This is a genomic window from Bradyrhizobium sp. WSM471 (genome assembly GCF_000244915.1).
Taxonomy (GTDB): domain Bacteria; phylum Pseudomonadota; class Alphaproteobacteria; order Rhizobiales; family Xanthobacteraceae; genus Bradyrhizobium.
The window spans coordinates 4,130,070-4,152,365 of record NZ_CM001442.1; the positions used below are offsets into that span (position 1 = coordinate 4,130,070).

A 22,296-nucleotide genomic window follows, 5' to 3' on the forward strand; every position below is an offset into this window, starting at 1 on the left:
CCACTGCTCGTTGAACGCGCTCCCGGGGCGACATGACGAACAGAAGGAATATTCGAGGTATGGCGGCAATGCCGGCGCGGGAAGCTTCGCTTCCCGTCGACGGCTGCGGCCCCGGCGGCGCTCAATCCCACGACGGGCGCCTGTATCGAGAGGCAATGGCAAGGAATACGTCGCCCCAGGATTACAATCGGGATTCGGATCGGCGCGGCAGCCAACCAGAGCAACAGCAATGGGACGACGCCGATTGGGATCCGGATCAGGAAGCGGCGGCGGGCTATCGTGCGCGCCGGCTGTTGTCGCGTTCCAATTCGGGCTTCCATCGCTTCGCTGACGGGTTTGGTCCGTTGCGCCGCTGGTTGGGCGGCGGTCGCTGGCTGAAGCGCGTGGCCGTGGTCATCGGTGCCCTGATCGTCATCTTCGTCGGCTGTTTCGGCTCGCTGTGGTGGCGGCTCGGCGCCGGGCCCATCAATCTCGACATTGCGACGCCGTGGCTCGCGGCCGCGATCGAGGACAATATCGGTCACGGCAACACCGTGGAGGTCGGCGGCACGCAGATCGAGCGGGCCGGGCGGATCCGGATCGCCGTGCGCATCCGCGATATCGTCGTGCGCGACCACGATCACGTCATTGTCGCCACCGCACCGAAGGCCGAGGTGAAGCTGTCGGGTGCAGGCCTGCTGATGGGGCATCTGCGCGCCGAGAGCCTCAACCTCGTCGATGCCGAGCTCGCGATCCGGATCGCGCCTGACGGCACGGTCACGGTGTCGGCTGGTGACACCGCCAAGCCGCTTGCAACCGGTGTCGCCTCCAAGAAGGACGCGGGGCTGCCGCCCACTTTCCCGCGCAACGGTGTACCACCGCCGCCATTCGCCACCGAGCCTGCGACTCCCGATGCATCGCAAGCCGCGACCCAGGCCACGGCCCCGACCGGCATTCTTCAGGGCCTCGACTGGCTCGACAGTCTGAGCATGACCGGCCTCGACGGCCAGAACCTCAACGAGATCGGCCTGAAGAACGGCAATCTGATCGTCGATGACCAGCAGCGCGGCAGCAAATGGACGTTTGAGAACATCACGCTCAGCCTGCGCCGTCCGAGCCGTGGCGGCGTCGCGCTCAGCCTCGGCGAGGAGGGCGCGCGTCCGTGGTCGCTGCGTGCCACGATCGGCCCCACCGAGAACGGCGTGCGCTCGGTCGATATCCGCGCCGACAAGGTCTCGACCGCCAACATCCTGCTGGCGCTGCGGGTCAAGGACCTCACCTACACCGCCGACCTGCCGCTGACCGGCGAGCTCAAGGGCGAACTCGGCCGCGACGGCGTGCCGACCTTTTTTCGCGGCAAGATCGCGGTCGGTGCCGGCAACATCATCGATACCGATACGCCCGACTATCCGATGGCGATCGACTCGGCCGAGATCAATGTCGAGTGGGACGCCAATCGGCGGGTGCTGGTCGCTCCGTTCAAGGTCCTCTCGGGCGCGAACCGTCTGACGCTTCTGGCTCACGTCGAGCCGCCCAACGGCACCGTCAACGACTGGCAGCTCGGTTTCAGCGGCGGTTCGATCCTGCTCGGCGGCATCGACAACGAGCCGCCGCTGGTCTTCAACCGTATTGCGATCGGCTTCCGCTTCGACACCGACCACAAGAGGCTGCTGTTGACGCAGGCCGATATCTCCAACGGAGAGATCGGCGTTGCCGGCACCGGTGCCATCGACTATTCGGGCGAGCCGCGGCTGACATTGGGTTTTGCGGGAACGCCGATGTCGGCCTCCGCGCTCAAGCGGATGTGGCCGACGCTTGTCGTCCCCGAGTTGCGCGAATGGGTGATCGAACGGATCGAGCGTGGAACGCTCCAGCGCATCGAGATCGGCGTTAATTCACCGACGAAGAATCTTCCGCGCAAGGGCCCACCCATTCCCGACGACGGCCTGTCGGTCAATATCGTGGCGAGCGGTGTCACGGTTCGCCCCGTCGATGGCCTGCCGGTGGTGCACGATGCCGATTTGAAGGCGCGCGTGACCGGCCGCACGGCGACCGTGAATATCGGGCAGGGCATCGCCGATACGCCAGCGGGCCGCAAGATCACGATTTCCGACTTCGTCTTCGAGGTGCCCGATATGGCGCCCAAGCCGTCGCCGTCGCGGACCAGGTTCCGTGTCGAAGGCCCGGTGCCTGCGGCGGCCGAAATGCTTTCCAACGATCGCCTGAGCGATCTGTCGTCGACCGTCATCGATCCCAATACGAGCAAGGGGACGTTCGTGGCGAACGTCCAGCTTGGGTTGCCGGTCAAGGGCGAGCTGACCAAAGCCGATACCACCTACAGCGTTACCGCCGATCTCAACGGTTTTGGTGCCGACAAGCTGGTGATGAACCAGAAGCTGGAGGCCAATAACCTCAAGATCGTCGCGAGCAACCAGGGCTATCAGGTCAAGGGCGACGTCAAGATCAACGGGCAGGCGGCCTCGCTCGACTACCGCAAGCCGGCCGAGGGCGATGCGGACGTCAAATTGCAGACCACGCTGGACGATGCGAGCCGCGCGCGCCTCGGATTCGATCTGGGCCCCGCCGTCAGCGGATCGGTGCCGATCAAGCTGTCCGGCAAGATCGCCGGGGGACCCGACCAGACGACGAAGCTCGGCATCGAGGCCGACCTGACCTCGGTCAAGCTCGACAACATCCTGCCCGGCTGGGTCAAATTGCCGGGCAGAGCGGGCAAGGCCAGCTTCAAGGTGGTGCCGACGGCGCAATCGACGCGTCTGGAGGACATCGTCATCGAAGGCGGCGGCGCTGCGATCAAGGGGTCGCTCGAGGTCGATGCCAACGGCGACCTCATGAACGCGAACTTCCCGACTTACGCGCCGTCCGACGGCGACAAGGCGTCGCTGAAGGTGGAGCGCAGCCAGGAGGGCGTGCTGAAGGGTACGATGCGCGGCGACGTATTCGACGGCCGCGGCTTCCTGAAATCCGCGATCTCAGGCAGTTCCAAGGACGATGCCAAGAGCAAGACGAAGAACGTCGATTTCGACATCGACGTGAAGCTCGGCGCCGTCATGGGCTTCAACGGCGAGGCGATGCGCAGCGTCGAGGCCAAGATGTCGCGCCGCAACGGCGCGGTCAAAGCCTTCACGCTGAGCGGCAGGATCGGAAAAGACACGCCTGTGGCCGCCGATTTGCGCGGCGGGCGTGCCCAAGGCAACCGCGAGGTGATCTATCTCCAGACCAGCGATGCCGGCAACTTCCTGCGCTTCACAGACACCACCAACAAGGTCTACGGCGGTCAGATGGTCGTGGCCATGGAGCCGCCGACGTCGGAGCCTACGACGCGGGAAGGCCTGATCAACGTGCGCGACTTCTCGGTCAAGGGAATGGATCAACTCGATCGCGTCGCGGCGGGCGCTCCCAACGGTGCGCAGAGCGGCGTCGCCTTCACGGCGTTGCGCGCGGAGTTCACGCGGCAGAACGGCGCGCTCACGATCCGCGACGGCGTGGTCAAGGGACCGATGATCGGCGCCACCATCGAGGGCTCGATCGACTTTCCCGGCAATCAGGTCTGCATGAGCGGCACCTTCGTGCCGATGTACGGCGTCAACAACATCTTCGGCCAGATCCCGTTGTTCGGCATCTTCCTCGGGGGCGGCAACAATGAAGGATTGATCGGCGTGACCTACGAGGTCGTCGGCACGCCGGCCGCGCCCGTGATGCGCGTCAATCCGATTTCGGCGATGGCGCCCGGTCTGTTCCGCAAGATCTTCGAATTCAACACCGGCAAACAGAACTCGCCGTTCGAGGAATTCCCGTCGCAATCGAGCGATGGCTCGACCGGAACGACGCGCCAGCTCTCGAGCGGCTGCACCCTCGCGCGGCGATAGCGGCGAGGCTGGGCTGATTTCGTTGACTGCGATGAAGTCGGGCCGCCGCCAGGACGGAGCTGCCGCAAGCGGGAGAGGTTCAGAACCCGCGGCGCGCTCCTGCGTGCTTAACCCCGCGCAACATTCTCGGTAGAACGCGCGCCTAGCTAGCCGGCCGTTTACGCCGCGCGCACGCCCGCCAGGAAGGTCCCGACTTCGCCAGAGAGCTGCTCGGCCTGCTTGGAGAGGTTTGACGCAGCTGCGAGCACCATGCCTGCGGCATTGCCGGTCTCGTTCGCTGCTGTGCTGACGCCGCCGATATTGGTGGTGACCTCCTGGGTCGCCTCCGCCGTCTGCGAGACGCTGCGGGCGATCTCGGCGGTGGCGGCGCCTTGCTCCTCGATCGCGGCGCCGATCGAGGTGGCGATCCGGCTGACCTCCTCGATGGTGGCGGTGATGCCGCCGATGGCGTCCACCGCTTCCTTGGTTGCGCCCTGGATCTGGGCGATCTTGTCGCCGATCTCGCGGGTGGCTTCCGCGGTCTGGCTCGCCAGCGACTTCACCTCGGAGGCGACGACAGCAAAGCCGCGTCCGGCTTCGCCGGCGCGTGCGGCCTCGATGGTGGCGTTGAGCGCGAGCAGATTGGTCTGCGCCGCGATGTTGGAAATCAGCTCGGCGACATGCTCGATCTGCTGGGCGCCATCGGAGAGCGCGCGCACGATGGTGTCGGTGCGGCGTGCGCTGTCCACGGCGCGGCCGGTGACCACGGCGGACTGCGCGACCTGACGGCTGATCTCGGTGATGGAGGAGGAGAGCTCCTCGGCGGCGGCCGCGACCGTCTGGACGCGCTGGCTGGCTTCAGTGGCGGCCGAGCCGACGACGGCGGCGCGACGGTTGGTGCCTTCCGCGGTCGACGACATCGACTTGGCGGTAACCTCCAGCTCGCCCGAGCCCGAGGCCATCAGGCCGACGAGCTGGCCGACGGAGGCGTCGAACCGGTCGGCAAGCGAGATCAGCGCGTCGCGCTTCTCCTGTTCGCTGCGGATCTTGGTGGCGACCTGCTCGGCCTCCAGCTTGCGCGCCGTCAGCGCGGTCTGCCTGAGCACTTCGAGGGTCTCGGCCATGCGGCCGATCTCGTCGCCGCGACCGGTCTCCTCGACCGGCGCGTCGATGGCGCCTTCGGAAATGGCCTGCATGCGGTTCTTCTGGCGGTCGAGCGCGCCGAGCACGTCGCGGGCGATCAGCCAGGACAGTGTTGCCATCAGCAGCATCAGGCCGATGCCGATCGCCCCCAGTTCCAGCGTCAAGGCTCGCACGTCGGCGTCGATGTCGTCGACATAGAGGCCGTAGCTGATCGTCGCGTTCCAGGGCGCGAATTTGCGCGCGAAAACGGTCTTGCGGACGGGCTCCGTCTGGCCGGGGCGGGGATAGAGATAGGAGGTCACGCCGCCCTGTGCGGTCTCAGCGCCGGCCTTGATAATGGCGTCGGCGATCAGGACGCCATTGGAGTCCTTCGCACCGGTGATCTTGCCTTCGAGCTGCTGGTTGGCGCCGTTGACGATGAGGGACGTATCGGCGTTATAGACCACCGGATAGCCTTGGCCGCCATTGAAGCTCATGCGGCGGCCGCGCTGGTGGAACTGGACCTTCGCTTCGGCCTGCGTCAGCGTGCCGGCGCCGACCTCCTCTTCGAGTGATTGGGCGAGGTTGTGGAGCATATCGACCGCGGTCCGCATCTGGTGGACGCGGTCCTCCAGCATGCGGCTCTTGCTGAGCACGGACGACACCCCGATGATGGCCGTGACCGTGAGTGCCGAAAGACAGACCATGCTGGCGAGCTTGGTGCGGATCTTGAGGTGGCTCAGCAGCTTCATCACGGCCTCGACGGAATGGTTATTGTTGCTCGCGTCGGTAGCATGAAATTCTTACCAATCATGAATGGACGCGTGCGACGGCTGCCGCGCAAGCGGCGTCCGCGAGCCGCATGCGCAAACATCCATGCGGAAAAGCGCCGTGTCGGCGCATGGCAAGTCAACCGGGAGAAAGATTGTGTGGGTGTTTAGTCCCGACCGAATCCGGTGGGAGCGGACATGAACCGATTCGTCCACCGCCTCATCATGTCGATGCTGCTGGTCGCGGTCCTCGTCCTGGTCTGGAACGTGCTGGGCTCGCGCTGAGATGGCACCCGTAAATGTACTGGTGCCATCCCTTTATTCACGAATCAATTGCTGACGCCTCAGCGCCGCGCGAACGCGCCGCCGGTTGTGCCGCTAGTCCTTGCCCATCGCCGCATCGGCGCTGACCGAGCCGCCGCCGGCTGCCGAGAGGTAGAGGCAGGCGAAGCAGAACAGGATCGCCGCGGTGCCACCATTGAGCAACGGCAGGAACACCGGCGTCTCGCCCTTGAACATGTGGCCCATGAAATAGGCGAAGGCCATCTCACCCGAGAGGATGAACGCCGCGAGGCGGGTGAACAGGCCGATCATCAGCAGCGCGCCAAGCACCAGCTCAAGCGTACCGGCTGCGTAGATGATCGGCGGGATGTTTGCGAAGTAGGGAAGCACCGGAAACTTGAAAAGCTTGGCGATGCCGTACTGGAGCAACAGGAGTCCAGTGATGAAGCGAAACAGGCTCAAGAGAACCGGTTGAAAGCGAACGAGATAGGGAAAGTTCATTGGTTTGTGCCCTCCATCCAATGCTTGCGACTAGCCGCATTCAGTTCTGCCCTGCAAGCCACCCAAGGGCAATTTGCGCTGACATTATTGTCATGTCGGACAAAACACCGCAGCCGGGACTTTCAGCCGCGCGCAATCCGTATTTTTTGCAGCTATTCGCGCCGTGCCCATCCGTAATTTCCCGGTGACGCGAATGCGCTCAGGTTACCTTCGGGAGACCTAGCGCCGCAAAGCGGGCACGACCAGGAACGGGATCATCCCGAGCACCACGCTTGCAAGCGCGAAGGCGAGCAGCGCGTTGTAGCCATGGGTCGCGTCATGGATCAGGCCGCCGCTCCAGGAGCCGAAAGCCGAGCCGAGCCCGCTGCCGATCGAGATGGTGCCGTAGATGGTGCCGACGCGCTTGCCCCCAAAGATCTTCATCGCGGTCGCCGTGATCAGCGGTCCACGTGAGCCCATCATGCTGCCGAAGCAGACCACGAATCCGGTGAGCAGGAGGAGATTCGCGGAGTACTGCAACAGCCACAGCAGGAAGATGCCGAGGATCGAGATCGCGTAGCTGAGCAGCACCGACGGCCGGCGTCCGATCAGGCCATCGAGCGCTGACACCCCTAACATGCCGAACACCAGCACGACGCCGGAGAAGCCCCAGGCGGTGGCGGCCTGCAGCGGCGGAAAGCCGGCATCGATCAGATAGGCCACGATCTGGGCGGCGATCGCGTACATGCCGACCGCGGTGAAGAAGAATGTCGAGAACAGCGCCCAGAAGGCGTGATGGCGCATCGCGCTCGGAAGGGTCCAGCCGTGATCGACGAAATCCGGATCGGTCTTCTTCGCGATATGCGGCGAGCCCGAGGCGAACAGCCGCCATGGCAGCAGCATGAGCGGCACCAGCAGGCCGAGCGCGGCGAAGCCGAACAACTGGTAGGTTTCGCGCCAGCCGAGATGATCGATCAAAAGCTGCGAGGCCGGCAGCAGCGCCAGCACGCCTCCACCCATGGCCGAGTAGACCACCGCCATCGCGGTCGGCAGCTTTGGGCCGAACCAGCGGCCGAGCAGGATCGAGTTCGGCACATTGCCGATGAAGGCAACGCCGATGCCGACGCAGAGTCCGATCGAGAGCTGGAACTGCCAGAGTGACTGCGCGTGGCTTGCGATCAGGAAGGCCGAGCCGAGCAGCAACAGCCCGAGTGCATAGACGACGCGTGGGCCGGAATGATCGAACAGGCGCCCGACCAGCGGCGCCATCAGTCCACTGACGAGCCAGGTCAGCGAATAGATCGAGACCACCTGGGCGCGATCCCAGCCGAAATTTTCCGAGATCGGCTTCAGGAAGACGGTGAAGCTTTCGCTGAGGCCGCGGCCGAGCACGGCGAGTGTGAAGCAGAGCGCGAGCACCACGAGCGCGGTGCGCACGACGCCCTGCGGCGTCGCCGTGACGCGTTCCCTGGTCGCTTGCTTGGACTGTTCCTCTGGCGTGTTCTGGTCCATTGCCGATCAGGGAGCGCGCTTCAGCGCGCCCTGACAAGCAGCGAAAAGCTCATACGCCTATGCAGGCCTCAGGAGGATGTGCTTCTTCTTGCCGAACGACAGCTTGACCACGCCTTCCGGCGTCAGGTCGGCCGCCGACAACGCCATCTTCTCGTCGGTGACGGGCTCGTCGTTGACGCGAAGGCCGCCGCCCTTGATCTGGCGCCGTGCTTCGCCGTTGGAGGCAACGAGGCCCGCTTTGACGAAGGCGTTGAGCACGCCGAGGCCGGCGTCGAACTCGCCGCGTGGAATTTCCACGGTCGGCAGGCTCTCGGCCAGCGCGCCTTCTTCGAAGGTGCGGCGCGCGGTCTCGGCCGCCTCGTTCGCGGCCTCGCGACCATGCAAGAGCGCGGTCGCCTCCGTGGCGAGCACCTTCTTGGCCTCGTTGATCTCGGAACCTCCGAGCGCCTCGAGCTTCCTGATCTCGCTCATCGGCAGCGTCGTGAACAGCTTGAGGAATTTGCCGACGTCGGCGTCTTCGGTGTTGCGCCAGTACTGCCAGAAATCATACGGCGAGAACTGGTCGGCGTTGAGCCAGACCGCGCCTTGCGCGGTCTTGCCCATCTTGGCGCCCGACGCCGTCGTCAGCAGCGGCGTCGTCAGCGCGTACAGTTGATGGGTGCCCATGCGGCGGCCGAGATCGACGCCCATGATGATGTTGCCCCACTGGTCGGAGCCGCCCATCTGCAAGTTGCAGCCGGTCCGCCTGGCGAGCTCGACGAAGTCGTAGGCCTGGCAGATCATGTAGTTGAACTCGATAAAGCTCATCTCCTGCTCGCGTTCGAGGCGCAGGCGCACGGAGTCCATGGTCAGCATGCGGTTGACCGAGAAGTGCCGGCCGACGTCGCGCAGCATCTCGATGTAGTTGAGCTTTGTCAGCCACTCGGCATTGTCGAGCATGATGGCGTCGCTCTTGCCGTCGCCATAGCGCAGCACTTTTGCGAACACACCACGGATCGATTCCTTGTTGGCCTCGATCTCGGCGACAGAGCGAATCGCGCGCGTCTCGTCCTTGCCGGAGGGATCGCCGACCATGGTTGTGCCGCCGCCCATCAGGGTGATCGGCTTGTTGCCGGATTCCTGGAGCCAGTGCAGCATCATCATGGTCAGGTAATTGCCGATGTGCAGCGAGCGGGCCGTGCAATCGTAACCGACATAAGCCGTCACCTCGCCCTTGGCGGCGAGCGCGTCCAGCCCCTCGAAATCGGAGCACTGATGGACGAATCCACGTTCCTGCAGCGTGTTGAGGAAATCCGATTTGAATGCAGTCATTTGTCGGCGCGCCTGACAATTCTTGGTTTACTGTTTTGGGAGCAATTTAAGGGTCTTCCGTGGGAACTCGGTTGCTGCCCGCCACTTTGGCCTGTGGCATTATAAGATGTGTCCCTCTGGCACAAGATCGGCATGCCGGAAGGGTCTCTTGAGGACGCTGATCCATGATGTTGACGGCACTCGGTTTGATGAGCGGCACCTCGCTGGACGGGGTGGATGTCGCGCTGATCGAAACCGACGGAAAGCAGGTGAAGGCGTTCGGGCCATCCGGCTACCGGCCGTATAGCCCGGCGGAGCGCAACCTGCTGCGGCAGGCGCTGAGCGAGGCTGTGCAGCTGTCGCAACGCGATGCCCGACCGGGAGTTCTGGCCGAGGCCGAACGCGCCGTGACGCTGGCGCACGGCGAGGCGGTCGCCGCCTTTGTCGCCCAGAACCGGATGAGGCCGGAAGACATCGACATCGTCGGCTTCCACGGCCAGACCGTGCTGCACCGCCCCGAGAAGCGACTGACGGTCCAGATCGGCGATGCGCCGGCGCTGGCCAGGGCGATCCATATCCCCGTGATGCATGATTTCCGCGCCGCCGATGTCGAGGCCGGCGGGCAGGGCGCGCCATTCGTGCCGGTTTATCACCGCGCGCTTGTCCATTCGCTGGAACGCGAAGGACCGATCGTTGTCGTCAATATCGGCGGCGTCTCCAACATCACCTATATCGACGGCAACGACACGCTGATTGCCTGCGATACCGGGCCCGGCAACGCGCTGCTCGACGATTTCATGTACCGCACCATGAACCAGGCGTTCGACGCGGACGGAAAGTTCGCAGCCCTCGGCAAGGCGGACGACGCCTGGATCGCGCGGGCGCTGGAGTTGCCGTTCTTCGCAAGCCCGCCGCCGAAATCGCTCGACCGCAACGATTTTGCCGCACTGAAGCTCGGCGAGGTGCAGCCGGCCGACGGCGCCGCGACTCTGACCGCCTTCACTGCGGCGGCCATCGCCCGCATCATCCCGCTGCTGCCACGCAGGCCGCGAAGCTGGATCGTCTGCGGCGGCGGCGCCCGCAACCGGACCATGCTCCAGATGCTGCGGGAGCGCGTTGGGTCCGCCACTGTCGAGGCCGCCGAGACAGTCGGCTGGGCCTCCGACGCCATCGAGGCGCAGGCCTTCGGCTTCCTCGCCGCGCGCGGCCTGAAGGGCCTGCCGCTGTCGTATCCCGCTACCACGGGGGTGCCGATGCCGATGACGGGCGGGGTGATCGCGCGGCCTTGAGGTAATTCCTGGATTGATACCAGTCGATGCAAATGCATTGAACTTGACGAGTGCATGCAAATGCATCTATCTTGGATGCAGTTGCATCCAACCGTCGGGATCGTTGCCATGACCGCCTCACTCAAACTGATCAGCCACAAGCTTTGTCCATACGTGCAGCGCGCGGTGATCGCGCTCAAGGAAAAGGGCGTTCCGTTCGAGCGGGTCGACATCGATCTCGCCAACAAGCCGGACTGGTTTCTCAAACTGTCGCCGCTCGGCAAGGTGCCGGTGCTGGTCGTGACGGGCGAGAAGGGCGAGGTCGCGCTGTTCGAGAGCAACGTGATCTGCGAATACATCGAGGAGACGCAAGGCGGTGTGAAGCTGCATCCGGCGGATGCCTTGAAGCGTGCCGAGCACCGGGCCTGGATGGAGTTTGGTTCAGCAGTGCTCGGCGACCTCTGGGGGCTGGAGACCACGACGGACCCGGCGACCTTCGAGAGCAAGCGCCAGGCACTCGTGGCGAAGTTCGCGCGTGTCGAGGCCGCGCTCAGCGCAGGCCCATTCTTTGCGGGCGATACGTTCAGTCTCGTCGATGCAGTGTTCGCCCCCGTCTTCCGTTATTTCGACGTGTTCGATGAAGTGACCGAACTCGGCATCTTCAAGGATCTGCCGAAGGTGCGGGCGTGGCGCGCCGAGCTGGCGAAGCGTCCGAGCGTCCGCACTGCCGTGGGCGCCGACTATCCGCAATTGCTGCGCGCTTTCCTCGTGCGCCACGACGCGCATCTGCTCAAGCTTGCGGCCTGAGCCGACGCCGATGTCGCAGTCCATGGCTTGGCTGATGCTGGTGACCGCCGGCGCACTCGATGTCGGCTGGGCGATCTCGATGAAATACTCGGAGGGCTACACGCGCGCAGGCTGGAGCATCGTCTCGCTGGTGCTGCTCGCCGCCTTCGTTGTCCTGCTCGGGCGTGCCTTGAAGGTGCTCGAGGTGGGCGTCGCCTATTCGGTCTGGACCGGCATCGGCGCCGCCGGCACCTTCGTCATGGGCGTCGTGCTGTTCGGCGAGACCTTGAGCGCGATGAAGCTTGCGGGCATCGCGCTCGTCATGATGGGGATCGTTGCGCTCAAGCTGGCTTGAGCCGAGCTTAAGTTTCGTAGCCCGGATGGAGCGCAGCGCAATCCGGGGCCTTGTCTCGCGGATGGAGCTTGCCGGATTTCGCTTCGCTCCATCCGGGTTACAAGGCTCAGCGACGAGGCCTCAGCGCACGTTGGCGAGGCGCATGTCGAGATAGGCGGTGATGGTTTCCATCAGCGGCTCGAGCTTGGCGTCGAAGAAATGATTGGCGCCGGGGATGACCTGCTGGTCGATCACGATGCCCTTCTGCGTCTTCAGCTTCTCGACCAGCGTGTTGACGTCCTTGGGCGGCACCACCGCATCCTTCTCGCCATGCACGATGAGCCCCGAGGACGGGCAGGGTGCGAGGAACGAGAAGTCGTAGAGGTTGGCGGGCGGCGCGATCGAGATGAAGCCCTCGACCTCCGGACGGCGCATCAGCAGCTGCATGCCGATCCAGGCGCCGAAGGAGAAGCCGGCAACCCAGCACGCGCGGGCTTCGGGATTGATGGTCTGCGCCCAGTCGAGCGCCGCGGCCGCGTCCGACAATTCGCCGGTGCCGTGGTCGAACGAGCCCTGGCTGCGGCCGACGCCGCGGAAATTGAACCGCAGCACCGAGAAGCCGCGATGCGCGAACGCATAGTAGCACTGGTAGATGATCTGATGATTCATCGTGCCGTGAAACTGCGGATGCGGATGCAGGACCATCGCGATCGGCGCATTCTTCTGCTTGGCCGGATGGTAGCGGCCTTCGAGACGGCCGGCGGGGCCGGTGAAAATAACTTCAGGCATGATGATCTCTTGATTGATCCCTTGAAGACGATCTTCAACAATCAACCGATTGTGCGGATTTCATCGGCTGCTGGGCCGATCAAGCCGCGAATGGAAGGGTGGAGCGGCGCCCTCGGATGATGCGCGAGCGGCGCGCGGCGAACTGACGCGCGCGTTCTAACATGAGGCGAGGGTCAAAAAGCAAGCATCTTCGGCATCTCTCAACGAGCTCAAGAACTTAGCTGGTCGTGACGATGTCGTGAGCGCCCGGCGCATGTGCTCCTGCCGCTGTCGTTTAGCGGCAGGAGCTGATGATGTGGGCCGCAATGGAGCTCATTAGCCTCCGGCAAGTAACTGAATTACAACGTTTTTTCGTTCGTTCGGCGATCCGCGGGCGTTTCCCGTGATTGCCGCCCGGCCCCGAGCGAGACGACCGCCGGCCGGTAGCGGCGGCTGCCCCCAAGCGTCTGCCCGTTGTCGAAAGTGAGTTCGAAATCCCCAGATGGCCTGAGGTCGAGGCTGCTCACGCGGTCGAGATTGGCCAGCTTTGTGCGGTGGACCCGCACGATGCCAAGGCGCGACAACTCGCTCTCCGCCATTGCGAGCGTGCCACGGATCAGGTGCTGCGTGCCGTCAGCGAGGCTGTATTCGATATAATTACCGGCGGAGGCGACCCACAGGATATCGCGGGGCACGACGCGAATGCGGCTTGTGCCGTCTCTGAGCCAGATCAGATCGGGGGGCGGGGATCGTTGCGGGCCGGCCGGCGCGGGCGGGATCGACGTTGCAACGCTTTTCAGCTCGCGCCGGCTTTCGAGCAGCCAGAGCGTGCTGCCGATCAGGAACACGGCCACGCTGTCCTTGCGAAACTCGTACAGGACCGTCGCAAGCGAGAAATGGAAGTCATAGGCGCCTCCGGCAAGCCAGAGCGCGAGCTTCCGAATCCAGACCATGCCGGTGATGTGAAGGGCCGAGAAGCCGAGCAGGGCGGCGACGCCGATCCAGACCCGCATGAGGGCCCCGGCGCAACGCATCCGTCGCATCGCGAGCACGAGCATCGGCAGCAGCAGCAGGATCACGACGATGCTCGAGAGCTCCCAGAAAAGCCGCTTACCGACGTCGGAACTGTCGCCGCGCCAGGCGGCATCCTGCGCTCCGGAGAGTGCATTCACGATTCCGATCGCGAGCGAAACCGCGGCGATCGCGATGAACATCGTCCAATGATTGCCGCTGGCCCCCGAAGCCCCGCCGCTCGTCCCCGCGGGCGGCACTTCATCCCTTCGTTCCCTGTCCTGATCCCAAACCGGCTCGACGCGCTCGGTTTGTGAGGCATTTTCCGTGTCAGCCATGGCCGATGAACCGTATTTGGCATCCCCTCAAGGAGCAGAAAACCATGTCAACACCACTGCAACTCCCAACCGCGGAACGGCGGATCGACCTGGATTGGGTACGGATTTTAGCCTTCGGGCTTCTGATCTTCTATCACGTCGGCATGCTCTACGTGTCCTGGGGATTTCACATCAAGAGCGCGCACCGGCTGAGCTGGCTCGAGCCCCTGATGCTGGTCATCAATCCATGGCGGCTGTCGCTGTTGTTTCTGGTGTCCGGCGCCGCCACTCGTTTCATGCTGGGCAAGTACAATTTCGGTGCCTTCGTCCGCACGCGCTCGGCACGGCTCCTGATCCCACTGATCTTTGGCATGTTCGTGATCGGGCCGCCGCAGTCCTACCTCCAGATCGTTGAGAGCTTCGGTTACCCTGCCGGCTTCGCCGATTTTTACGTCCGGCACTATCTGGCGTTCGGAGCGCAATTCTGCCCGAACCCCTGCATTGTGCTGCCGACCTGGAACCATCTCTGGTTCGTGGTCTACCTGTGGGTCTACACTGTCGCGCTGACGGGCGTGCTCTGGCTGTGGCCCATGCTGGCCGATCAGGTCGGTGCGAGACTGGCTGTCCTGCTCGCCGGGCCCGGGCTGCTGGTCCTGCCGTGCGTTTTGTTTGCGGCTTGGCGCTTGTTCCTGTTTCCGGCCTTTCCGTCGACGCACGCGCTGTTCGGCGACTGGTACAACCATGCGGACCATGCGACCGCGTTCCTGATCGGCTTCCTGCTGGCGAAAGAGGGCAACATCTGGCGCGACACCGAACGTCAGCGCTGGATCGCGCTCGCCCTTGCCGCAGGCCTGTTCGTTGTGTTCATTCTGCTTCGTGCCGGCCTGTTCGAGACATCGATGCTGAGGTGGTTCGCGGGCTTGGCATATGGTTGTTATCAATGGCTGGCGATGGCCGCTGTGCTGGGCTTTGCGCGCCGCCACTTCACCGCCGATGGCGCCGCGCGCCGGTACCTGACCGATGCCATCTTTCCCTATTACATTGTGCACCAGACCGCGATCATCATGATCGCGCACGCACTCAAGGGCAGCGATTTGTCCGCCGGAAGCGAGGGCTTCATCGTCATTGCCTGCACAGCGGTCACCTGCGTGGTTACTTACGAGGTGGTACGGCGGATCGCCTGGTTGAGGCCGCTGTTCGGTTTGCGGATCGAGCGGTGCCGCGCAGCCGCGACCGCGCAGCAGCAGGCGGCCTGATGCGAATCGGCTTCCGATTGGCGCGAGGACAAAAGGTGCTAAGAGGGCGACATGCCGACCCGTGTCTATCTCGACTGGAATGCGACCACGCCGCTGCGCTCCCAGGCGCGAGCGGCGATGGTCGCGGCCTGGGAGCTGATCGGCAACCCGTCCTCGGTTCATGCCGAGGGGCGGGAGGCACGTCGGCTCGTCGAGGCAGCCCGGTCTACGCTTGCCGAAGCCGTCGGGGCGCTGCCCCGGAATGTCGTGTTCACCTCGGCGGGAACAGAGGCCAATGCGCTTGCGCTATCGCCGGGCCTGCGGGGGGCGTCTGGCGGGCCTGTCGAGCGGCTTCTGGTCTCGGCTGTCGAGCATGCTTCGGTGCTGGCGGGCGGCCGGTTCCCGGCGGATAAGATCGGTCAGATCAGGGTCACGCGCCCCGGCGTGATCGACCTTGACCATTTGAAGGCGCTGCTCGGCGACGGCCCGCCGGCGCTGGTTTCTATCATGGCGGCCAACAACGAGACGGGCGCGCTGCAGCCTATCGCCGAGGCCGCGGCAATCGTTCACGAGGGTGGCGGCCTGCTGCACGTCGATGCAATCCAGGCGCTTGGAAAAGTCCTTTTTAATATCAAGGTGATCGGCGCAGACCTTGCGACCTTTTCTGCACACAAGATCGGCGGCCCCAAGGGTATCGGCGCGTTGGTTGTGGCCGAGGGTGTGGCCGGACTTGAGCCGGTGCTGCGGGGCGGCGGGCAGGAGCTGAACCGGCGCGCCGGAACCGAGAATGTCGCCGGCATAGCCGGCTTCGGGGCAGCGGTGCGGGTTGCCCTTGAGGCTTTGCCGGAGGATGCGGAACGGATGGCAAGCCTAAGAGATCGCTTGGAAAATGGCATTCGCTCCATGGCCGGCGCAACGGTCTTCTCGAGTGAAGTCAGGCGGTTGCCAAATACCGTTCTTTTCACGGCTCCCGGCTTGAAAGCCGAGACCGCGGTGATCGGTTTCGACCTCGAAGGTGTCGCGGTGTCCTCGGGATCTGCCTGTTCCTCGGGCAAGGTGCAGCCGTCCCACGTGTTGTCGGCAATGGGGTATGATCCGACCGTCGCCCAAGGAGCGGTGCGTCTTAGTCTGGGCTGGTCCACGGGGCCGGATGACATCAACAGGGCGTTAGAGGCTTGGCGAAAGCTCGGTAATACCCTACTTAAGGGATAAGCGATGAAACACGGCTTGAATGGTTCTAAGCACGTGCGTCCCGCCAAGAAACATCGTAATAGTCGTCCGAGTTTGATGATCCACCGCGGTCCTTGAAACCGCGAGCGGAGGATAGAATGCCAGCCGTGCAAGAGACGGTCGAGCGCGTGAAGCGCATCGACGTCGATCAGTATCGTTATGGGTTTGAGACCCTGATCGAGTCCGACAAGGCCCCCAAGGGGCTGTCGGAAGAGACCGTCAAGTTCATCTCCGAGAAGAAGAACGAACCCGCCTGGATGCTCCAGTGGCGGCTCGAAGCCTATCGGCGCTGGCTGACCATGACCGAGCCGACCTGGGCCCGCGTCGACTATCCCAAGATCGACTTCCAGGATCTCTATTACTATTCGGCGCCGAAGCCGAAGAAGACGATCACCTCGCTCGATGAGATCGATCCCGAGATTCTCAAGACCTACGAGAAGCTCGGCATTCCGCTGCGGGAAGTCGCCATGCTCGAAGGCGTCGAACCCAAGCCCGGCGAGGAAGATCCTAACCGGCGCAAGATCGCGGTCGACGCCGTCTTCGATTCGGTCTCGGTTGCGACCACCTTCAAGGCGGAGCTGAAGAAGGCCGGCGTGATCTTCATGCCGATCTCGGAGGCGATCCGCGAGCATCCCGAGCTGGTGCAGAAATATCTGGGATCTGTGGTTCCGACGTCGGACAATTTCTATGCGACGCTGAACTCGGCTGTGTTCTCGGACGGTTCGTTCGTCTACGTGCCGCCGGGCGTGCGCTGCCCGATGGAGCTGTCCACCTACTTCCGCATCAACGAGCGCAATACCGGCCAGTTCGAGCGCACGCTGATCATCGCCGACAAGGGCTCCTACGTCTCCTATCTCGAGGGCTGCACCGCGCCGCAGCGCGACGAGAACCAGCTGCATGCGGCCGTGGTCGAACTCGTCACCCACGACGACGCCGAGATCAAATATTCGACGGTGCAGAACTGGTATCCCGGCAACTCCGAAGGCAAGGGCGGCATCTACAATTTCGTCACCAAGCGTGGCGACTGCCGCGGCAACAACTCCAAGATCTCCTGGACCCAGGTCGAGACCGGTTCGGCGATCACCTGGAAGTATCCGAGCTGCATTCTCCGCGGCGACAATTCCCGTGGTGAGTTCTATTCGATCGCGATCTCAAACGGCTACCAGCAGGTCGACTCGGGCACCAAGATGATCCATCTCGGCAAGAACACGTCGAGCCGCATCATCTCGAAGGGCATCGCGGCCGGGAGGTCGCAGAACACCTATCGCGGCCTCGTCACGGCGCATCGCAAGGCGACCGGCGCTCGCAACTTCACCGCCTGCGATTCGCTGTTGATCGGCGACAAATGCGGCGCGCACACCGTGCCCTATATCGAAGCCAAGAACTCCTCGGCGACGTTCGAGCACGAGGCCACCACGTCGAAGATCTCCGAGGACGTGCTGTTCTACTGCATCCAGCGCGGCCTCACCCAGGAAGAAGCTGTCGGCCTCGTCGTCAACGGCTTCGTCAAGGACGTGCTGCAGCAACTGCCGATGGAATTCGCGGTGGAAGCGCAGAAGCTGATCTCGATCTCGCTCGAGGGGAGCGTCGGCTAACGCTGACCTCATCCTGAGGAGGCCGCGTAAGCGGCCGTCTCGAAGGATGGATACGGAAAGATAGTGGCCTCAATCCTTCGAGACGCGCCTGCGGCGCTGCTCAGGATGAGGAGATAGATGGAAACAAGATAATGGCTTTGCTTGAAGTGAAAGACTTGAAGGTTCGTGTCGAGGAGCGTGAGATCCTCCATGGGCTGACGCTGACCGTGAACGAGGGCGAGATCCACGCGATCATGGGGCCGAACGGCTCCGGCAAATCGACCCTGTCCCACGTCATCGCTGGCAAGCCCGGTTACGAGGTCACCGACGGCGAGATCCTGTTCAAGGGCGAAGATCTGCTCGCGATGGCCCCGAACGAGCGCGCGGCCAAGGGCGTGTTCCTGGCGTTCCAGTATCCAGTCGAGATCCCCGGCGTCTCCACCATGAACTTCCTGCGCACCGCGCTGAACGCGCAGCGCAAGGCGCGCGGCGAGGGCGAATATTCGACCCCCGACTTCCTGAAGAAAGTTCGCGAAGTCTCGAAGTCGCTGAACATCCCGCAGGACATGCTCAAGCGCGGCGTCAATGTCGGCTTTTCCGGCGGCGAGAAGAAGCGCAACGAGGTGCTGCAGATGGCGCTGTTCGAGCCCAGCCTGTGTATCCTCGACGAGATGGATTCCGGCCTCGACATCGACGCGCTGCGGATTGCGGCCGACGGCGTCAACGCGCTGCATTCGCCCAAGCGCGCCATGGTCGTCATCACCCATTATCAGCGGCTGCTCAACTACATCGTGCCTGACGTCGTGCACGTGATGTCGAAGGGCCGTGTCGTGAAGAGCGGCGGCAAGGAATTGGCGCTGGAGCTGGAAGCGTCCGGCTATGCCCAGTTCGAGGACGCCGCGTAAGGATTGTTTGAGATGAACGTTGCTGTGGCAAAGACCGGGAACGGCCGCGCGGTGAGCGATCTCTTCGCCAGCGCCGAAGGCCGTCTGCCGGGTTCGCCTTCCGTGATCGCAGCGCGCCACGAGGCGTTCGAGACCTATGAGCGTCTCGGCCTGCCGCACCGCCGGATCGAGGAGTGGAAGTACACCGATCTGCGCGCGCTGGTCGGTGAGGTGCTGCCGCTCGCGGCTGCGCCTGATGCGGCTGCGTTGAAGCGCGCCGCGGACGCGGTGAAGGCGCATGCGATCGCGGGTGCCCGCAAGCTGGTGCTGGTCGATGGCGTGTTCGCTCCCGATCTCTCCGACGTCAAGGCGCTCGCCTCCGAGGCGAGCTTTAAGACATTCCGGGAGACGCTGGAGAAGGATTCCGGGCTGCTGAAGACTGCAGCTACCGATGCTGTGATCGCGCTGAACGCCGCGATGGCGACCGACGGTGTCGTGCTTGATATCGCCGACGGCACGCAGCTGTCCGCACCAATCCAGATCATTCACATCGCGACCGCTGCTTCGGCATCAACGTTCACCCGCTCGCAGGTCGCGGTCGGGAAGGGCGTTCGTGCCACCATCATCGAGAGCTTTGTGGCGGCCGGCGCCAAGGCTTACCAGGTCAGCGATGCCGTCATCCTCTCCGTCGGCGACAACGCCGACGTCGCGCATATCCGCCTGATGGATGATTCACCAGATGCGGTGAACATCACCTCGCAATTCGTCACGGTCGGTGCGAACACGAAACTGAATTTCTTCAACATGACCACCGGTGCTGCGGTCAGCCGCCTGCAAGGTTTCATCACGCTGGCAGGCGAGGGCAGCGAGCTCTCCGTCAACGGCGTGAACCTGTTGCAGAAGACCGAACATGGTGACACCACCCTGGTCGTCGACCACGCCGTGCCGAATTGTGTGAGCCGCGAGGTCTTCCGTGCCGTGATCGACGATCGTGCGCACTCGGTGTTCCAGGGCCGCATCATCGTTCGTCCCGACGCGCAGAAGACCGACGGCAAGATGATGATCCGGGCGCTGCTGCTCTCGGACGAAGCCGAGGCCGACAACAAGCCCGAGCTCGAGATCTTTGCTGACGACGTCTCCTGCGGCCACGGCGCCACCGCCGGTGCGCTCGACGACAGCCTGCTGTTCTATCTGAAGGCGCGCGGCCTGCCGGAGAAGCAGGCCCAGGCGCTGCTGATCCAGGCTTTCGTCGGAGAGGCGATCGAGCAGATCGCCGACGATGATCTGCGCGAGCACGTGATCGGCATTGCCGAGCGCTGGCTGGAGCGGCGCCAATGAGCACGCATCCGGCAGTCAAGAACGGCGCCTACGACGTTGCGCGCGTGCGCGAGGATTTCCCCGCGCTGGCCATGCAGATCTACGGCAAGCCGCTGGTCTATCTCGACAACGCTGCATCTGCACAGAAGCCGAGCGCCGTGCTCGATCGCATGACGCAGGCCTATACCTCCGAATACGCCAACGTGCATCGCGGCCTGCATTACCTCGCCAATGCCGCGACCGAAGCCTATGAGGGCGGCCGCATCAAGGTGGCGCAGTTCATCAACGCTGCCCGGACCGAGGAAGTGATCTTCACCCGCAACGCGACCGAGGCGATCAATCTCGTCGCCTCGTCCTGGGGCGAGCCGAACATCAAAGAAGGCGACGAGATCGTCATCTCGATCATGGAGCACCACTCCAACATCGTGCCCTGGCATTTCCTCAGGGAACGCCATGGCGCCGTGATCAAATGGGCGCCGGTCGACGACGAGGGCAATTTCCTCATCGATGAATTCGAAAAGCTGCTGACGTCGAAGACCAAGCTGGTCGCGATCACCCAGATGTCGAACGCGCTCGGCACCATCGTCCCGGTCAAGGACGTCGTGAGGATCGCCCACGCCCGCGGCATTCCCGTGCTGGTCGACGGCAGCCAGGGCGCGGTGCATCTGCCCGTCGACGTCCAGGACCTCGGCTGCGACTTCTACGTCTTCACCGGCCACAAGGTCTATGGTCCGACCGGCATCGGCGTGCTCTGGGCCAAGTACGACCACCTCGTCGCGATGCGCCCGTTCAACGGCGGCGGCGAGATGATCCGCGAGGTCTCGCGCGACGTCGTCACTTATGGCGATCCCCCGCACAAATTCGAGGCCGGCACGCCCGCGATCGTCGAGGCGGTCGGGCTTGGCGCCGCCATCGACTACGTCAATTCGGTCGGCAAGGAGCGCATCGCCGCGCACGAGCACGATCTCGTCACCTACGCCCAGGACAAGCTGCGCGAGATCAACTCGCTGCGGCTGATCGGCACGGCGCGGGGCAAGGGCCCGGTGATCTCCTTCGAGCTCAAGGGCGCGCACGCCCATGACGTCGCCACCGTGATCGACCGCCAGGGCATCGCCGTGCGCGCCGGCACCCATTGCGTGATGCCGCTTTTAGAGCGGTTCAACGTCACAGCCACATGCCGGGCGTCTTTCGGCATGTATAATACGCGGGAAGAAGTCGATCATCTGGCACAGGCGCTGTTGAAGGCGCGGGATTTGTTCGCATGAGTGACACGGCCGAAATCAAAGCCAATCCGATGGAAACCCGGTCGGCGCTGCCGCCTGAAGAGACCGAGCGTTTGACCACCGAGATCATCGCCGGGCTCAAGACCGTGTTTGATCCGGAGATCCCGGCCGACATCTACGAGCTCGGCCTGATCTACAAGGTCGAGATCAAGGACGATCGCTCGGTCGACGTGCAGATGACGCTGACGACGCCGAATTGTCCGGCCGCCGGTGAGCTGCCGACCATGGTCGAGAACGCGGTCGCCAGTGTTCCCGGCGTCGGCGTGGTCGACGTCAAGGTGGTCTGGGAGCCGGCCTGGACGCCAGAACGCATGAGCGACGAGGCCCGCCTCGTGCTCAACATGTGGTGACGCGTAACCTGCTTTCGATCCTTGGCATTGAATTCGCTCGGCAACGGACCACATCACTGACATGACACAGATATCGTCGGGCTCGACACCAGCATCCACTCCAAAGCCGCGGCGGCCCCGCCCGCAGGTGATGCGGCTGACGGACGCTGCTGCCCAGCGCATCAGCGAGCTGACCCAGCGGGCCGATTCGGAGATCGTGGGCCTGCGCGTCGGCGTCAAGAACGGCGGCTGTGCCGGACAGTCCTACACTGTCGAATACGCCCACGATGTCCGCCCGACCGACGAGGTCGTCGAGGACAAGGGCGTCAAGATCCTGGTCGATCCGAAGGCCGTGCTGTTCCTGCTCGGAACCGAGATGGACTACAAGGCCGACAAGATGCAGGCCCAGTTCGTCTTCAACAACCCCAACCAGATCTCCGCCTGCGGCTGCGGCGAGTCGGTCGAGCTGCGCCCGGCGCAGATCGACGGGTAGCCCGTTTCTCGCAAATTACTCCGCTGTCGTCCTGGCGAAGGCCAGGACCCATACCGGGTGATCTCGCGGTGATCGTCGGTGCCAATACCGACGCTGGCACGACCGGCAGTCTTCGCTAAACTCCCTCCTGTGGTGATGGGTCCTGGCTTTCGCCAGGACGACGACA

Annotated in this window: 18 protein-coding genes; 12 read left to right on the forward strand and 6 right to left on the reverse strand. The window is 63.9% G+C overall.

What is annotated here, in order from left to right; all coding sequences use genetic code 11:
* Positions 1–68: 68 nt before the first annotated feature.
* Positions 69–3,866, forward strand: a complete 3,798-nt coding sequence (locus BRA471DRAFT_RS18245; protein WP_007609769.1) for a DUF3971 domain-containing protein — start codon at positions 69–71, stop codon at positions 3,864–3,866.
* Positions 3,867–4,024: 158 nt separating this feature from the next.
* Here the strand turns inward: BRA471DRAFT_RS18245 and BRA471DRAFT_RS18250 are convergent, their stop codons facing one another.
* The 4 genes from BRA471DRAFT_RS18250 to tyrS all read right to left on the reverse strand — a co-directional run bounded on the left by BRA471DRAFT_RS18250 (position 4,025) and on the right by tyrS (position 9,322).
* Positions 4,025–5,719 carry a methyl-accepting chemotaxis protein gene (locus tag BRA471DRAFT_RS18250; RefSeq protein ID WP_007609770.1) on the reverse strand — a complete coding sequence of 565 codons (1,695 nt, stop codon included), beginning with the start codon at positions 5,717–5,719 and terminating at the stop codon, positions 4,025–4,027.
* 396 nt (positions 5,720–6,115) lie between these two features.
* Positions 6,116–6,520, reverse strand: a complete 405-nt coding sequence (locus BRA471DRAFT_RS18255) for a DoxX family protein (RefSeq protein WP_007609771.1) — start codon at positions 6,518–6,520, stop codon at positions 6,116–6,118.
* Positions 6,521–6,739: 219 nt separating this feature from the next.
* Positions 6,740–8,011, reverse strand: coding sequence for an MFS transporter (locus BRA471DRAFT_RS18260; RefSeq protein WP_007609772.1), 1,272 nt, complete (start codon positions 8,009–8,011; stop codon positions 6,740–6,742).
* Between the two features lie 57 nt (positions 8,012–8,068).
* Positions 8,069–9,322: a tyrosine--tRNA ligase gene (gene tyrS, locus BRA471DRAFT_RS18265; RefSeq protein WP_007609781.1), complete on the reverse strand. Its 1,254-nt coding sequence runs from the start codon at positions 9,320–9,322 to the stop codon at positions 8,069–8,071.
* A 164-nt stretch (positions 9,323–9,486) separates the two neighbouring features.
* On the opposite strand from tyrS, the gene BRA471DRAFT_RS18270 reads away from it, so the two are divergent.
* The 3 genes from BRA471DRAFT_RS18270 to BRA471DRAFT_RS18280 all read left to right on the forward strand — a co-directional run bounded on the left by BRA471DRAFT_RS18270 (position 9,487) and on the right by BRA471DRAFT_RS18280 (position 11,710).
* A complete protein-coding gene (locus tag BRA471DRAFT_RS18270; protein ID WP_007609782.1) occupies positions 9,487–10,590 on the forward strand; it encodes an anhydro-N-acetylmuramic acid kinase in 1,104 nt (367 codons plus the stop codon).
* Positions 10,591–10,698: 108 nt separating this feature from the next.
* Positions 10,699–11,376: a glutathione S-transferase family protein gene (locus tag BRA471DRAFT_RS18275; protein ID WP_007609787.1), complete on the forward strand. Its 678-nt coding sequence runs from the start codon at positions 10,699–10,701 to the stop codon at positions 11,374–11,376.
* 10 nt (positions 11,377–11,386) lie between these two features.
* The gene (locus tag BRA471DRAFT_RS18280; RefSeq protein ID WP_007609797.1) at positions 11,387–11,710 is read left to right on the forward strand and encodes a multidrug efflux SMR transporter; all 324 of its coding nucleotides are present in this window, start codon (positions 11,387–11,389) and stop codon (positions 11,708–11,710) included.
* Between the two features lie 120 nt (positions 11,711–11,830).
* On the opposite strand, the gene BRA471DRAFT_RS18285 is transcribed toward BRA471DRAFT_RS18280, so the two are convergent.
* Positions 11,831–12,478, reverse strand: a complete 648-nt coding sequence (locus BRA471DRAFT_RS18285) for an alpha/beta hydrolase (RefSeq protein ID WP_007591562.1) — start codon at positions 12,476–12,478, stop codon at positions 11,831–11,833.
* 338 nt (positions 12,479–12,816) lie between these two features.
* Positions 12,817–13,671, reverse strand: coding sequence for a LytTR family DNA-binding domain-containing protein (locus tag BRA471DRAFT_RS18290; RefSeq protein ID WP_050992634.1), 855 nt, complete (start codon positions 13,669–13,671; stop codon positions 12,817–12,819).
* A gap of 179 nt (positions 13,672–13,850) precedes the next feature.
* On the opposite strand from BRA471DRAFT_RS18290, the gene BRA471DRAFT_RS18295 reads away from it, so the two are divergent.
* The 8 genes from BRA471DRAFT_RS18295 (at position 13,851) to BRA471DRAFT_RS18330 (ending at position 22,130) form a co-directional block, all read left to right on the forward strand.
* A complete protein-coding gene (locus BRA471DRAFT_RS18295) occupies positions 13,851–15,041 on the forward strand; it encodes an acyltransferase family protein (RefSeq protein WP_007609801.1) in 1,191 nt (396 codons plus the stop codon).
* A 51-nt stretch (positions 15,042–15,092) separates the two neighbouring features.
* A complete protein-coding gene (locus BRA471DRAFT_RS18300) occupies positions 15,093–16,232 on the forward strand; it encodes a cysteine desulfurase family protein (protein ID WP_007609803.1) in 1,140 nt (379 codons plus the stop codon).
* Positions 16,233–16,348: 116 nt separating this feature from the next.
* The gene (gene sufB, locus BRA471DRAFT_RS18305; RefSeq protein ID WP_007609805.1) at positions 16,349–17,845 is read left to right on the forward strand and encodes a Fe-S cluster assembly protein SufB; all 1,497 of its coding nucleotides are present in this window, start codon (positions 16,349–16,351) and stop codon (positions 17,843–17,845) included.
* A gap of 131 nt (positions 17,846–17,976) precedes the next feature.
* Positions 17,977–18,729, forward strand: a complete 753-nt coding sequence (gene sufC / locus BRA471DRAFT_RS18310; protein WP_007609807.1) for a Fe-S cluster assembly ATPase SufC — start codon at positions 17,977–17,979, stop codon at positions 18,727–18,729.
* A gap of 12 nt (positions 18,730–18,741) precedes the next feature.
* Entirely contained in the window at positions 18,742–20,046 is a 1,305-nt protein-coding gene (gene sufD / locus BRA471DRAFT_RS18315) for a Fe-S cluster assembly protein SufD (RefSeq protein ID WP_007609817.1), read from the forward strand.
* A complete protein-coding gene (locus tag BRA471DRAFT_RS18320; RefSeq protein WP_007609823.1) occupies positions 20,043–21,290 on the forward strand; it encodes a cysteine desulfurase in 1,248 nt (415 codons plus the stop codon). Before sufD ends, BRA471DRAFT_RS18320 begins: the two co-directional genes overlap by 4 nt.
* The gene (locus tag BRA471DRAFT_RS18325) at positions 21,287–21,658 is read left to right on the forward strand and encodes an SUF system Fe-S cluster assembly protein (protein ID WP_007609827.1); all 372 of its coding nucleotides are present in this window, start codon (positions 21,287–21,289) and stop codon (positions 21,656–21,658) included. The genes BRA471DRAFT_RS18320 and BRA471DRAFT_RS18325 overlap by 4 nt, the downstream gene beginning before the upstream one ends.
* A gap of 61 nt (positions 21,659–21,719) precedes the next feature.
* Positions 21,720–22,130, forward strand: a complete 411-nt coding sequence (locus BRA471DRAFT_RS18330; RefSeq protein WP_007609828.1) for an iron-sulfur cluster assembly accessory protein — start codon at positions 21,720–21,722, stop codon at positions 22,128–22,130.
* Positions 22,131–22,296 lie beyond the last annotated feature (166 nt).